The organism is Bacillus sp. NS1 (assembly GCF_058248265.1).
In genome coordinates this window covers 93,415-106,823 of record NZ_JBZAZF010000002.1, presented here as the reverse complement: position 1 = coordinate 106,823, position 13,409 = coordinate 93,415, and the positions used below count along the sequence as shown (strand labels likewise).

Sequence of the window (13,409 nt, the reverse complement as noted above, 5' to 3'; positions counted from 1 at the left end):
TCAGATTCAAAACTTTCTTTAGTGTACAGAAATAAATCGCTAAAATCAATCCGGCAAAAAGCCGCCGCACCTGTCAGGGCGCGAGCGGCTTTTTTTACACACGTTTCATGTGGAACTTATCAAGAAATCCTTTTCGCTGCTGCATTCGGAAATATTCCTTCATCATGTAAGCAACACCTTGCTCGTCATTGGACCTTGTGACCCAATCGGCCTTTCTCTTGATCTCCGGAGCGGCGTTCCCCATCGCTACCCCAAGACCGGCAAGTTCAATCATCGGGAGGTCGTCATACTGATGCCCGATGGCCACAACATCATCCATAGTTAGGCCCAACTCTGATGCGACAAGGGCCAGGCCAGTTTCCTTCGAGACACCTTTAGGGACGATATTCAGCTTCTCATCGTTTACATGAATAACATCAACTGCTGGGAAGGCTTTCGTAATCGTTTCTGTAATGTCATGCTGAATGTCGTGCTCTGTGTACACCTCGATGACAGGTGCACTCACCGGCTCATCCATGAGAAGATCGCTTAAAGATTCAACGAACTGGACTGGATAAAAGATCGGATCAGACGGATGAATGAGTGCTTTCCCCAATAAATTTGAATTCACCTTTTTCTTGTTTCCAATGGAATACTTCTCGTGAAGAAGCCGAATATTGCATTGATAGCTCTCCAGCACTTGAACAATGTTAAAGGTGTGATCGTCAGAAATTCTCTTTTCAAAAAACGGGGCGTCTATTTTCTCAGCGATGTATGCCCCGCTGTGGGTGATCAGCTTAGCATCAAGCTTAAGTGATTTCGCTATTTTCTGTGCTGAACGAAAATGGCGATTGGTCACGAGAGTAACGTAAATCCCTTTTTTCTTTACATATTCAATCGCGTCCTTCGTTGCCTGATGAATCTTCCCGTTCGACCGTAGCAGCGCTCCATCTATATTTAAGGCAAGCAATTGTTTTGACACAGAGATGTCCCCCTCCTTGATGACTGTACTTGTGTATAGGATATGACCCTGTCTCTGTGTTTAGAACAACCTTTTCTGGAAAGCAAAAAAGCCTGGCTCAGCAGACTTTATGTATGGCATGATGATAGGATACGATCGAAGCAGCCATTCTCCCTAATATCGTTATTTCGATTTACGAAAAATCATGTATCAGGAACCCCTTGTTTGACCGATGATGCGCTCCGAACACTTACTCTCTGTTGCTTATCCCCTCTATATAACGGCATGATATGCGACCGTATCCAATTGAAATCAGGTAAGTGTAGGCGCTTTCAATGCCATTATCTCAGTTTTTCTTGCTGATGACAAGGGTTTTTTTAACTAAAAAAAGTATCCAAATGATGTATACTAAGGTAGGATTTGTTGTTAATTTTTGGAACAATCTTCTTGATACAGAACATACATTCTCATATAATATAAATAATAAACGAAAGAGCGGTGATCAGGTGGCTGATTTAAAAGAAATATACAATGAAAAACTGATATCTCAATTGATACATCATATAAAGGCATCTTGTCCTGATTTTAACCAAGACAGATTCGAGGAACAATTGCTGCAGGAAGACTGGCCTGAACTCGCTTTAAAAGAGCGGATGCGCCGCATTACAGCTTCCTTATACGAAACACTGCCAAAACATTACGGTGAAGCGCTCGCAATTTTACGGGATGCAGCCCCTCATTTTAAAGGACTCGGCGGAATTCTATTCCCTGATTATGTGGAACAGTACGGGTTAGCGCATTGGGAAGAATCAATAGAGGCATTGGAATACTTTACGCAATATTCTACCTCAGAATTTGCTGTGAGGCCTTTTTTGCTTTTAGATCAAGAAAAAATGATTGCACAATTGCTTAAATGGACCGAGCATGAAAATGAATACGTGAGAAGGCTTGCGAGCGAAGGAAGCAGACCCCGCCTGCCATGGGGAAAATCGATACCCGCTTTGAAATCAGACCCTTCCCCCGTTCTGCCGATCCTTGAGAAGCTGATGCAGGACGAGTCCTTGTATGTAAGGAAAAGCGTGGCCAACAACCTTAATGATATATCAAAAACGCATCCTCATTTGCTGACAAAAGTCGCAGATCAATGGTATGGAACACATCCCTATTCCGATTGGATCATCAAACACGCCTATCGGACCTTATTAAAAAAGGGTGATAAACAGGCCTTAACGCTTTTTGGTTATGAAAGTGCTGATTCAATACAATTACATGATTTAACATGTCAATCCCGCCGTATAACCATTGGCGAAAGCCTTGAATTTTCTTTCTATATTCATTCAGACAGGGATCAAAAAGTAAGAATTGAGTACGCAATTGATTATGTAAAAGCAAGAGGTCAGCGTCATCAAAAAGTATTTAAAATAACAGAAACAAACATCAGAAAAAACGAAACGAAGCCATACACAAGAACTCAATCCTTTAAGGATCTAACTACCAGAAAACATTACAAAGGAATTCATACATTATCAGTGATCATCAATGGAGAGGTAAAAGGTTCATTAGATTTCCAAGTTTGCTGAGAATAAAAAATCCCTTCTTTTCCAAGAAGGGATTTTACTGTTTAGCCTTCGACACTGCCGTAAAGCTCTTCTAAAGGCTTCATAATGATTTTGTTCAATTCGCCGATCAGCACGCTCATGCGCTGCTCCGCTTCCATCAGCTGAGAAATTTTTTCGTGCTGCTGTACAAGCGCAACTGTTTTTTGAGCCTGAGTCACTTCTTCTTGTGTAATTTCTTCTCCTGCCATTTGTTTTTGCTGGAGTCTAAGCTGCACATCACGGAAATTTTCGAACATGCGCTTCGCTGATTCATCTGCGTTTACTTCATCGTAAAGGTTTTTTAAACGGGTGAACTCTTCGCTCCCGCGTAATGCATTTTCCAGATCATACGCTACATCATAAAAATTAACAGCCATTGTGAATAGCTCCTTTCATCATTGCCGTTTAGACATACCACTCCACTATAACAGACTATGGAGCTCCTTTCATTAATCAAGAACCATTTCTTCTTAAAAAAGGGTGACAAACAACGCTTGAACTGCGCCTATGATTCCGCCGAGTAGGCCTCCCAAATAGGTAATCATTTTAAATTCTTTTTTTGAAATGGACAGCACCATTTCTTCGAGCCGCTGCACCGGGAACTGATCCACCTGCTCCTTGACGATTTCCTCAAGACGCATCCGTTTTAAGACACTTTCAAGATTAGCCGAAATCCCCTCAAGTAATTTGTCTAACAGTGCCGGCAGCATTTGCCCGGTCAGTTCAGATTCATAGCGGACGGTTAGCGTGCCAACCGTATTGTCGAAGAAAGGAGCAGTCGAAAATGTTTGCAGCACTCTTCGCTTCAAGCTGAAAATAAGCGCTTTCGCATTCCATTTTTCGTCTGCTTCATTAAACGTATACTCCCTCAGCTTGCCCCATTCGTTTTTCAAGAGATCAGAAAGCAGTTTATTTGTTTCCTCATTCCGCAAAAACTTCAGCAGTTCCGGCAGCACGCGGTCCGCAAGGCTTGTATTCCCCAGAAACATTTGTACCATGCTGCCAAGCATGCCGCGTTCTTTTAAAAAGCCATCAATCATATTGCCAAGACGGACTTTTCCTTCATCACTTTCAAAATAATTGACACTGCGTGACAATATATATTCGGAAATCATCGGAATCTTTTCCTCAAGCTTTTCCTGCACTTCCAAAGGCACCAGGTCTTTTAACGATTGGTGCTCGTATTGGCGGAAAAGCTCATTCAGCTTATCATCCGTCCAGCGGCTGATCCATGCGTCTGCCGCTTCATCAGGACGCTTCACCCCGGCTTTTTCAAGCGCTTCTTTTACTGTCATTTCAGAAAGTGACAGCTTTTGAATCAGCTGTTCCCCGGCTTGAAGAGCCTGCGTTTTGGCTGCATCAGAGACGAGCCTCTTTTTAATGCCCTCAGGGGTTAAGAGATGATTGACTACCATCAGTCCCATTTGTTTTGCAAGTTCATCCCGTCGTCTCGGAATCAGCCCGGGGGTAAAAGGGACTCGTTTCCCAAATAAATAGTATGCCTTATAGGGCCTAAATAGCATTTGAATTGCTAAATGATTGGTCACCGCGCCAATAGCAGCGCCGATCACGATCATAAAAATAAAGGTTCCTGCAATACCCATTCCTATTCATCTTCCTCCATCTGTGCTTCAGCTTTTTTTCTTATAGATGATGTACCTATTCGTATTATAGAGGCTCATGCAATCACTTAGCAAACCAGGAGACAAATTCCTGTTGTCAGAAAATCAGCTTGTTCTTTTGGAATAGGGCAAGGTGAAGAATCGTAATCTGTAAAGTAGAATACCGTCAGCTGCGTTCGTCTTGAATGTATTTAGCGTAAAGTTGCTGACACCCGCCAGCAGCTTTTGAATAAAAGGGGGAGTCTCACCATGATAACACTCGGTTTTATGTCCTTATCCCGCCAGCATGAAGCGGACTATTCCGCAGAGCTGGCCAAAAGAGCACCCGAATTTGGCATACGTTTCATCCGGTTTACACCGTTTGATATTTCTCCTGACACATTGCGTGTCAAAGCATCGGTTTATCATTCGGCCAGCAGCACATGGAACGAAACTGAAATGGCGATTCCAGATTATATTTACGACCGCTGTTTTTACGGCAAGGATTCACAATCCCAAAAAGCAAAACCAATCGTTGAGTGGCTCAAAAAATACCCAAAAACGGAATTCATCGGCCGGGGCCTTCCCGATAAGTGGACCGTCCTTCATGACTTGCAGCAGCATGCTGTGATCAACCCTTATATTCCGGAAACGATGAAGGTGAGCCGCTATGAACAAATTCACTCCTTCTTATCCAAAGAAAAGGCCTGCATCTTAAAACCGGCGTTCGGCGCAGGAGGCAGAGGCGTGATTCTTTTGGAGCTGGGCAAGAAAAACATAACCGCTACGTATCACATCGGAAAGGATAAGCAGACAAAAACCTTTTCCAACCAAGCTTCTTTTAAAACATGGTGCAAAAAAGTGCTTCAGCATCAATATTTGCTTCAGCCTTATTTAAATATTCAAGATAAGGAACAATACCCGTGTGATATTCGCCTGTTCATGGAAAAAAACGAAGCAGGTGAATGGAATACAGTCGGAAAGGCAGTGAGACGCGGATACAAACACGGGCTGCTGGCCAACTTGTCTGGAGGATCTGATGCGCTCACATTTGATTCTTGGTTTGAAGATATACCGAAAAAACAGCAAGTGGTCTTACTTGATGACGTGTTCTCGATTACCCAGTCGGTTCCGTATTATCTTGACGAGCGCTATGGGCCGCTGTTTGAACTCGGCCTCGATATATGCCTTGCGAAGGACGGGAGAATTTGGATTCTGGATATCAATTCCAAACCAGGCAGAAAGTCAATCCTGCGTGTCTCTCCCGAGCAAAAAGAACAGCTGTACACTTGTCCCCTAAAGCGCTGCCAAAATCTATTTTCTGAGCAAAGCCAGAAAGGAGTTCTTCCGCGTGAATCGTAAACGGTTTTTGATCGGCATAGACAAAAACAGTGAAAACACCCTGTTTCTTCCTTCTTCGCTGAAGCGAGACGGACTTTTGCATGCCGCGTTCGGGACGAAGGTTGTCAGATGCCACATTTCTTACAGACAGCATCTGGACCAAACCGTGCTTCTCTCTGAAAATCTGTTTCATGAGCTTTTGCTTCCTCACCGAAGCAGGGCTGACATTCTGATTCATGATCATACGGTGCATATCGGGCCGTTAATCGGCATTTTCACGGCGGGGTTTACCGTATCTCTTGAGCGCCCTTTTAAGGATCGTTCCCTCTTTTTTTCTAAGCTCGTCACGTTACATGAGCAAGCCGGAGGCTACTGCTTCGTTTTTGGCGCGCACCAAATCAATTGGGAGGAAGGCACGATTGAGGGGCTCCTCTACAGGGAAAACGGCTGGGAGAAAAAGATCGTTCCATTGCCGAACGTTGTTTATGACCGTTTGCCAAACCGAAAAATTGAAGATTCGCTTCTCTTGCAGCATACAAAAAAGAGACTGATCGATGAATATCAAATTCCATGGTTTAATAAAACGTTTTTCAATAAATGGAGCGTTCATCAATTGCTCGAAAAAGATCCAAGAACAGCCCCTTTTTTGCCGAAATCCGAGCTAACACCATCTGTGGAGCGGATTGATGAGCTCTGTGATGCATACAAAAAAGTCTATATCAAACCGGCAAACGGAGCACTCGGCACCGGCATTTATCAGCTGACAAAAACAGACGACGGCCTGACGGTGAAACATACGAATGACGCCAAAACGTTTTCTTCAATCGATTATTCAGATGCCGCCGCATTTTTGGCAGAATTTCAAAAACAGCATGACCCGTCAGACTTTCTCATTCAGCAAGGTGTTGATTTAATCGAATTTCAAGGCAAACCAGCCGATTTCCGTGTCCATACGAATAAAAACAGAAAAGGGAAATGGACGGTGACAGCAATAGCCGTAAAAATTTCCGGAGAAAACAGCATTACAACACATCTTTCTAATGGCGGAATTGTAAAAACACTTGCAGAAGTATACGATGACCCCGCCGAAAGAATTGAGGTCATTAAAAAGCTTTCTGCTGCGGCACTGACGGCAAGCCATGTGCTTCACGATCATATCGAGGGGTTTATCGGGGAGATCGGTTTCGACTTTGGCATTGATCAGAACGGTAAAGTGTGGATGTTTGAAGCCAATTCACGTCCGGGCCGCAGTATTTTTTCTCATCCCAATTTGCATCATGTTGATTCTCTGACAAAAAGAAGAAGCTTTGAATACGCGTCATATCTATCCGAGAAGGCGATCACCTCCCATAATGCGCTGTGGCCTTCGTAATCTGTCCGCTTTTTTTGATAAAGCGGGCTTATTTTTGTTGAAATCCGGGACAAATTGCATCACAAAGACCTCTTCAATGATGTTCTGAAACAGTGCTACAATGAACATAATTCTTCGTATTCAGGTCAATTGATATCAATTTTAAGGAGCGTGGCCGTAATGATTTCTCATTTCAGCTGGAAACCTTTGTTCCAAAAAGAAAAGCTGCCCGGATGGAGAATTTCGTTTTATTATAAAGGAACCCATTATGAAGGCATCTATCACAAAAGCGGTGAGATTGAATGGGGAAATTTATATCCCGCCCGCGCTGACGAGCCTGCTCTTGCAAACGAAATTCATGAACTGATGCTTTTTCATATTTATGACTAGCTTAGCCTAAGCGGCTAAGCTTTTTTATATCTTCTCAAGATTTACCACTCAATTCTTTGCATGCGTTCCCGGCCAATTTAACATAATACTAGTAACAAGCCGGCAAGCATTGGGTTACGCCGAAGGGCAGTGACACCCGAGACGGGTCCACGGACTGGTGCAACTCCAGTTAACCCAACCATACTAAACAAAAAGGAGATTTTACACATGGCTAACCAAAACTCTTCAAATGACTTACTAGTTCCTGGCGCAGCTCAGGCTATCGATCAAATGAAACTTGAAATTGCTTCCGAATTCGGTGTTAACCTTGGAGCGGATACAACTTCCCGCGCTAACGGTTCTGTCGGAGGAGAAATCACAAAACGTTTAGTATCTTTCGCTCAGCAGCAAATGGGCGGCAGAGTTCAATAACAACTCAATATATGGCTATAGAGGGCGCGGTTTCCGCGCTCTCTTTATATTTGTCACCCTTTTTTCCTACTCCACATATCCTAGAAAAAAAGGGAGGGAATAAGGATGGCATTCATCGCCTTTGTGAATTGGGAGCTGGTTCAGTTCGTAAGTATTTCCATGATTCATGAATATGTTTCCCATCGTTCTGTCTATTTGTACAGGTATTCTTTCCCGCGCTGTTCAAACTGAGAACATCCTTTTATAATGAGTGGCGAGGAGGTTTTTTGATGAAAATCGCTTTATTTGGAGCCAGCGGCCGCGTTGGACAAGCCTTTTTAAAAAAAGCTGCCGCAGATGAACAATTTGACATTTACGCTCTGGTCAGATCTCAACATGCTGAACTTCCCCTTCAAAAAGACCGAATCGTCATGGGGAACGCGCGCCGCCGGGAAGATGTAACAAAAGTTGTGAAGGATGCTGAAATCGTGATTAGCTGTCTCGGCACAGATGGTGATGATACCCTATCCGCAGCTATGACAAATATACTCGCCATTATGAGGGAACAGCATATCAAAAGACTGATTACGATCGGTACCGCAGGCATTCTTGATTCCCGGTATGAACCGGGAAAGTACCGGTTTGAAACAAATGAATCGAAGCGAAAGCTCACCCGCGCAGCTAGGGAGCATGCAAAAGTATACGAAATGCTAAAAGATTCCTCGTTAGACTGGACAATCATCTGTCCCACTTACCTCCCGGAGGGACCTGCAACTGGTGTTTATCGTACAGAGCGTGACGTTTTGCCGGAGGGCGGCACGAGCATTTCGGTCGGCGATACTGCTGATTTTCTATATCGTGAGCTTGTTACAGGAGAATATGTCGGATACCGTGCCGGACTGGCTTATTAACTACATAAAAAACCCAAAACATGATTGTTTTGGGTTTTTGAGCGTTATGCAATGGAATGTTTCTGGCCCTTTTGCAGCTCATACATTTGATAATATTGGCCTTTGATTGCCATCAATTCCTCATGGTCCCCTCGTTCAACAATTTCTCCTTTATCGAGGACCAAAATCTGATCCGCGTTTCTGATTGTTGAAAGCCGGTGAGCGATGACGAAGGTGGTGCGTCCTTGTTTGACGATATCAAGCGCCTTCTGGATTACGGCCTCTGTCTCTGTATCAATGTGCGCCGTTGCTTCATCTAAAATCAAAATGGCGGGATCGAACGCCAAAGCTCTTGCGAAAGAAATTAACTGCCGCTCTCCAGAGGATAGTGTGCTCCCTTTTTCAATCACGGGTTCATTAATGCCTTTCGGAAGCTTTTCCAGAAGCGGCTCGGCACCGACTTGCCGCAAAGCTTTTTTGATATCTTCTTCGGTCATTCTTTCGTCATCCAGATTGACGTTAGATCCGATTGTGCCCGAAAATAAGTACGGATCCTGAAGCACAATGCCCATATGGGATCTGAGTTCCTGTCTTGACATGTTGTAAATGCTTTTTCCATCAATCAGAACATCCCCTTTTTGCGCATCATAAAAACGAAACAGGAGATTCAAAATCGAGCTTTTTCCTGATCCGGTATGGCCGACGAGCGCTATGGTTTCGCCTTTTTGCGCGGTAAAGGAAATATGTTTTAATACCTCTTCACCATCATCTTGATAAGCAAATGACACATCACGAAATTCAACCCGCCCCAGCGCGCGCTCCTTCGCCGGTTCACCCGCTTCTTCCGTATTCTTTTCTTCAAGCAGTTCGAACACGCGCCCGGCAGAAACCCGTGCCAGCTCCAGCTTTGAAAACTGATTGACGATGCCTGTAATCGGCTGAAATAACCGGTTTAAATAATCGACAAACGCGTACAGCACACCGACGGAAACAATTCCGGCCGCATTCAGGCTGACACCGCCAAAATGCCAGATCAGACTGACAAACGCAAGGTTCCGGATCACATTGACAAGGTTATGGGACATTAAGGAGTTTAAATTCAGCATCCTGTTTTGAAAATAAAAATGAGATTCATTTAATTCCTCAAATTCTCTCATCGTTTCCTTTTGATGACGGAAAGCCTGAATTATCGTCATGCCTTGAATGGATTCATTCATTTTAGCGTTAATGTCACTGTTGATTGAGCGGATTTTTTGATTGTAATAAGACGCGTATTTTCGGTATATGACCGACCACACCCAGATAATCGGCACAATTGCCAGACACACAAACGCGAGCTTAACATCCAGCAGAAACAAAGCCGTGAATATCCCGAGCATATAGATTCCGCTTGTCACAAATGTTGACAGCACTGTGACATATAAATCCCTAATGGCCTCCGTATCATTGGTAATCCGCGCAACCACTTTCCCGGCCGGAAGGTTGTCAAAGTAGCGAATCGGCATTTTCTGAATATGCGAAAACACGTCCTGCCTCATCTTTTGAATAATCTGATTGGCGCTCATCTGCAGCAAATAATGCTGTCCGTATTGAAAGAAAACCGAAAAGACAAGCAAGCCCCCATAAAGGCAGATTAGAAACACCATTCCCTTTATTTCCGGCTGATAGAACTGGAAAAGTTCCTGCTTTGTCAGCTTTTCGGCAGCAAATGTCCGGCTCTTGTCTCCATTTGTGATCGTCAGCTTCCCGTCAGAAACCGTTCTGTTCCCGTCAAAGCTGACAGCCTGATCCACAAAATAGAACGCCATTCCCACTTGATAAATATGCGCTTCTTTCTCTTGAGAAACAGGGCCCTGGATACGGTCTTCTCTGACATAAGATGTACCGTGAAACTGAACGGCGTTTTTATCTTTTTCCGACGCTTCATACCATGTTTTTTCGATGCCGAGGATATGGTCGTCAATCATTTTTTTGCCGATAAACGGCCCGGTCAGTTCTGCCCCGACGGCGACAGCAAGCAATAGGACGGCAATGATCAGCAATTTTCGATAAAGGAGTGCGTATCTCCATAACGTTTTTCCTGTTTTCATGCACCCGCTCCCCCTTCTTCCGCAGTGAACAGCTGCTGTCTTTCATATTGTTCGCGGTACCACCCATTATTGGCCATTAGTTCTTGATGCGTGCCTCTTTCAGCAATCACACCGCCGTCCATCACAAGGATCAGGTCAGCATGCTCTACCGCTGATAATCGGTGCGTCAAAATGAATGTTGTTTTTCCTTTGCGGTTTTCTCTGATATTCCTGATAATTGCAGCCTCTGTTTTGGCGTCTACTGCAGAAAGCGAATCATCCAGGATCAATATCTCCGGATTCGCCATAAGTGCTCTCGCAATCGAAATTCTTTGTTTTTGCCCGCCGGACAGTGCCACGCCTTTTTCACCAACCATCGTCCCCAAACCAGTTGGAAGCATATGTAAATCTTTTTCAAAATGTGCTTCGGCAATGGCTTGCTTAACTTCTTCATCACTTGCATCCTGTTTTCCATACAAAATATTTTCTTTTACCGTCCGTGAAAACAGCAAATGATCCTGAGGCACATATCCGATCCACCCGCGGAGCTGGTCAAGCGGGATCTGCTGAATCGGCACGCCTGAGAATGTGATACTCCCTTCACCGGCAGGATACTGGCGCAAAAGCTGCTTAATAATCGTCGTTTTTCCGCTCCCGGTTTTACCGGCAATCCCGACAGTCTGCCCTTTTCGTACCGTAAACGAAATATCTTGAATATTGCCGCTTGTTGAGCTTGGATATGTAAAGCTGACATGGTTGAAATTGATATCCCCAGGCTCTTTAAGATCAGCAGGCTGCTTTGGGTCCATCACGTCCGGCTCATAAGAAAGGGTTTCATTTACCCGGTCTAATGATGCATTGCCCCGCTGCATCACATTAATGAGTTCACCGATTGCAAACATCGGCCAAATCATCATGCCGAGATAAACGTTAAAGGACACAAGCTCACCCAGCGTCAGCTCGTTCCGGAACACCAGAAACGCTCCATAGCCGAGCCCGATCAGATAGCTGGCGCCGACAAGCAGCTTCACCGTCGGCTCAAACAATGAATCAATAAAAGCCACTTTCATATTTTTCTGATAAACATCTGCGGTCATATCATTAAACCGGCGGACATCATTTGTTTCCTGTACATACGCGCGAATCACCCGCACGCCCGAAACGGATTCAAGCACCCTGTCATTCAGCGCCCCGAACGCATTTTGGGCCTCCGTAAACCGCTCATGAATTTTACTTCCGTATAGACTGATCGCAATCGCCATAATAGGAAGCGGGATAATGGCGGCTAAGGTCAGCTTCCAGCTGATCAGAAACCCCATCGTCAAAAAGATCGTCATCATAAACATCGTAGAATCGACTAATGTCAAGATGCCAAACCCCGTCGTTAAACTGACCGCCTGAAGATCATTCGTCCCTCGTGCCATCAAATCGCCTGTCCGGTTTTTTTCATAAAACGGCGGCGACATGGCCAGCAGATGCCCCATCAGCTTCGTACGGAGAATTTTCTCCATCACATTCGCTCCGCCGAACAGCTGGTGCATCCAAAAATAAGACATGATATACACGACCGCCGTCAGCACAAAAAAGATACCGATATAAAACAGCAGCCCCTCCGCAGTAAACGCCCCTGATTTCATATCATCTATGGCGTTCCCCAAGAGCTTAGGCGGAAACATTTCAATGACATTGACTCCCAATAAAAGCACAATTGCAATCGTATAGCGCAGCCAGTACGCTTTAAAAAACCAGCCTAGCTTTTTCAATACTGAAAACATCGATCCCCATCTCCTTTATCTCATCAGCCGCCTTCTATTTTTTCCTTGCTGCTTTTTTCGTTTAATTTGACATGAGCTGCCCTCGTCTCTGTATTTGTCTTCACATCCCATACACCTGTCTTTCCTTAGATTTTGTATATAAAAAAGGCATGAAGCGTCAGCTCCATGCCTTTTTTAACCAATATGATATGCACAGCGCTCTTCAGCGCGCGGCTAGACTTAAAAAAACCGTTCGATCAAACAGAACATAGGGGTTGCCGCGCCAATATGAAATTGTTTTGGAAACACGCAAATTCCTTGGCATAGCAAACCCTCCTTCCATTGATTTCATCTTTTTTTCATCATATAAACAAAACCTTTTTTTGTCAATCATTACTTGAATAGGAAAAGGGTTAATTGTACCCGAATCCGGGTATTGTGTTGTAAGACGCTTTTGAAAGGGTGAGAATGATGTTTCATGCTGACCGTATCATCGTTGCGTTTGACGGAAGTGAAAATAGTAAAAAAGCACTGCAGACAGCCATCGATCTTGCTACAACAGTAAATGCTGCCATTACCGTCGCCCATTCACATGATATGAAAGACAATCAGACCATCATCGACCCGCCGAGGCCCGCAGCAGGGGCAAGCTATATTGGCGGAGGCATGACAAGTGTTCCTGATCCGCTGATATCAGACGTTGCACCATCTGAGCCAATGATCTATGAAGACCGTACGGAAGAAGTCATCGCCGAAGCCAGAATGATGCTGAATGACCAACAGACAGATGGAGATATTGATATATTAGAAGGCGATCCGGCTGAATCAATTATCGAGCATGCAAACCGTATTTCTGCCGATTTGATCGTAACCGGAAGCAGAGACCAAAACAGGCTGAAAAAGCTCATATTCGGAAGTGTAAGTGAAAAGCTTTCAGCGAAATCGGATATACCCGTCCTGATTGTAAAGTGAGCACGCCCCGTGCTCGCTTTTTTAAATTCATAATTGTGAAAAAACATAGATTTTCGTTTTTTTCTGTTATAATGCTTTCGTGCCCAAAAGCACAAAAGCATTAAAGATGAATT

Annotated in this window: 13 protein-coding genes and 1 pseudogene; 8 read left to right on the top strand and 6 right to left on the bottom strand. The window is 44.3% G+C overall.

Annotated elements, in window-relative coordinates:
• Positions 1 to 94: 94 nt before the first annotated feature.
• The gene (locus AC4CV5_RS05995) at positions 95 to 961 is read right to left on the bottom strand and encodes a Cof-type HAD-IIB family hydrolase (protein WP_166853757.1); all 867 of its coding nucleotides are present in this window, start codon (positions 959 to 961) and stop codon (positions 95 to 97) included.
• 485 nt (positions 962 to 1,446) lie between these two features.
• Between AC4CV5_RS05995 and AC4CV5_RS05990 the strand changes: the two genes are divergently transcribed.
• The gene (locus AC4CV5_RS05990; RefSeq protein ID WP_490922259.1) at positions 1,447 to 2,520 is read left to right on the top strand and encodes a DNA alkylation repair protein; all 1,074 of its coding nucleotides are present in this window, start codon (positions 1,447 to 1,449) and stop codon (positions 2,518 to 2,520) included.
• Between the two features lie 41 nt (positions 2,521 to 2,561).
• On the opposite strand, the gene AC4CV5_RS05985 is transcribed toward AC4CV5_RS05990, so the two are convergent.
• Both AC4CV5_RS05985 and AC4CV5_RS05980 read right to left on the bottom strand, forming a co-directional pair.
• On the bottom strand, positions 2,562 to 2,915 hold the full coding sequence (locus AC4CV5_RS05985; RefSeq protein WP_166853759.1) for a YlbF/YmcA family competence regulator: 354 nt from the start codon (positions 2,913 to 2,915) through the stop codon (positions 2,562 to 2,564).
• A 93-nt stretch (positions 2,916 to 3,008) separates the two neighbouring features.
• Positions 3,009 to 4,142 (bottom strand): DUF445 domain-containing protein, encoded by a 1,134-nt coding sequence (locus tag AC4CV5_RS05980; RefSeq protein WP_248602580.1) that lies wholly within the window; start codon positions 4,140 to 4,142, stop codon positions 3,009 to 3,011.
• Positions 4,143 to 4,409: 267 nt separating this feature from the next.
• On the opposite strand from AC4CV5_RS05980, the gene spaC reads away from it, so the two are divergent.
• From spaC to AC4CV5_RS05950, 6 genes are all read left to right on the top strand, one after another.
• Entirely contained in the window at positions 4,410 to 5,501 is a 1,092-nt protein-coding gene (gene spaC / locus AC4CV5_RS05975; protein WP_166853761.1) for a spore coat associated protein SpaC, read from the top strand.
• The gene (gene yheD / locus AC4CV5_RS05970) at positions 5,491 to 6,852 is read left to right on the top strand and encodes a spore coat associated protein YheD (protein WP_222142517.1); all 1,362 of its coding nucleotides are present in this window, start codon (positions 5,491 to 5,493) and stop codon (positions 6,850 to 6,852) included. The genes spaC and yheD overlap by 11 nt, the downstream gene beginning before the upstream one ends.
• 150 nt (positions 6,853 to 7,002) lie before the next feature.
• Entirely contained in the window at positions 7,003 to 7,221 is a 219-nt protein-coding gene (locus AC4CV5_RS05965; RefSeq protein ID WP_166853763.1) for a YheE family protein, read from the top strand.
• A 207-nt stretch (positions 7,222 to 7,428) separates the two neighbouring features.
• Positions 7,429 to 7,632, top strand: a complete 204-nt coding sequence (sspB, locus tag AC4CV5_RS05960) for a beta type acid-soluble spore protein SspB (protein ID WP_003233287.1) — start codon at positions 7,429 to 7,431, stop codon at positions 7,630 to 7,632.
• Between the two features lie 105 nt (positions 7,633 to 7,737).
• Positions 7,738 to 7,863: a hypothetical protein gene (locus AC4CV5_RS05955; RefSeq protein WP_014113213.1), complete on the top strand. Its 126-nt coding sequence runs from the start codon at positions 7,738 to 7,740 to the stop codon at positions 7,861 to 7,863.
• A 38-nt stretch (positions 7,864 to 7,901) separates the two neighbouring features.
• Positions 7,902 to 8,522: an NAD(P)-dependent oxidoreductase gene (locus tag AC4CV5_RS05950; RefSeq protein WP_166853765.1), complete on the top strand. Its 621-nt coding sequence runs from the start codon at positions 7,902 to 7,904 to the stop codon at positions 8,520 to 8,522.
• A gap of 44 nt (positions 8,523 to 8,566) precedes the next feature.
• Here the strand turns inward: AC4CV5_RS05950 and bmrD are convergent, their stop codons facing one another.
• The 3 genes and pseudogenes from bmrD to AC4CV5_RS05935 all read right to left on the bottom strand — a co-directional run bounded on the left by bmrD (position 8,567) and on the right by AC4CV5_RS05935 (position 12,633).
• A complete protein-coding gene (gene bmrD / locus AC4CV5_RS05945) occupies positions 8,567 to 10,591 on the bottom strand; it encodes a multidrug resistance ABC transporter ATP-binding protein/permease BmrD (RefSeq protein WP_166853766.1) in 2,025 nt (674 codons plus the stop codon).
• Positions 10,588 to 12,345 (bottom strand): multidrug ABC transporter ATP-binding protein BmrC, encoded by a 1,758-nt coding sequence (gene bmrC / locus AC4CV5_RS05940; protein WP_490922258.1) that lies wholly within the window; start codon positions 12,343 to 12,345, stop codon positions 10,588 to 10,590. Before bmrC ends, bmrD begins: the two co-directional genes overlap by 4 nt.
• A 125-nt stretch (positions 12,346 to 12,470) precedes the next feature.
• Positions 12,471 to 12,633 (bottom strand): annotated as a pseudogene (locus AC4CV5_RS05935) (hypothetical protein).
• Positions 12,634 to 12,795: 162 nt separating this feature from the next.
• Between AC4CV5_RS05935 and AC4CV5_RS05930 the strand changes: the two are divergent.
• Positions 12,796 to 13,296: a universal stress protein gene (locus tag AC4CV5_RS05930; protein ID WP_166854696.1), complete on the top strand. Its 501-nt coding sequence runs from the start codon at positions 12,796 to 12,798 to the stop codon at positions 13,294 to 13,296.
• Positions 13,297 to 13,409 lie beyond the last annotated feature (113 nt).

Excerpts from the sequence above, each read along its gene's own strand:
- AC4CV5_RS05985 (WP_166853759.1), bottom strand. The coding sequence starts at position 2,915 with ATGGCTGTTAATTTTTATGATGTAGCGTATGATCTGGAAAATGCATTA.
- AC4CV5_RS05980 (WP_248602580.1), bottom strand. The coding sequence starts at position 4,142 with ATGGGTATTGCAGGAACCTTTATTTTTATGATCGTGATCGGCGCTGCT.
- spaC (WP_166853761.1), top strand. The coding sequence starts at position 4,410 with ATGATAACACTCGGTTTTATGTCCTTATCCCGCCAGCATGAAGCGGAC.
- sspB (WP_003233287.1), top strand. The coding sequence starts at position 7,429 with ATGGCTAACCAAAACTCTTCAAATGACTTACTAGTTCCTGGCGCAGCT.
- AC4CV5_RS05955 (WP_014113213.1), top strand. The coding sequence starts at position 7,738 with ATGGCATTCATCGCCTTTGTGAATTGGGAGCTGGTTCAGTTCGTAAGT.
- AC4CV5_RS05950 (WP_166853765.1), top strand. The coding sequence starts at position 7,902 with ATGAAAATCGCTTTATTTGGAGCCAGCGGCCGCGTTGGACAAGCCTTT.
- bmrD (WP_166853766.1), bottom strand. The coding sequence starts at position 10,591 with ATGAAAACAGGAAAAACGTTATGGAGATACGCACTCCTTTATCGAAAA.
- bmrC (WP_490922258.1), bottom strand. The coding sequence starts at position 12,345 with ATGTTTTCAGTATTGAAAAAGCTAGGCTGGTTTTTTAAAGCGTACTGG.
- AC4CV5_RS05930 (WP_166854696.1), top strand. The coding sequence starts at position 12,796 with ATGTTTCATGCTGACCGTATCATCGTTGCGTTTGACGGAAGTGAAAAT.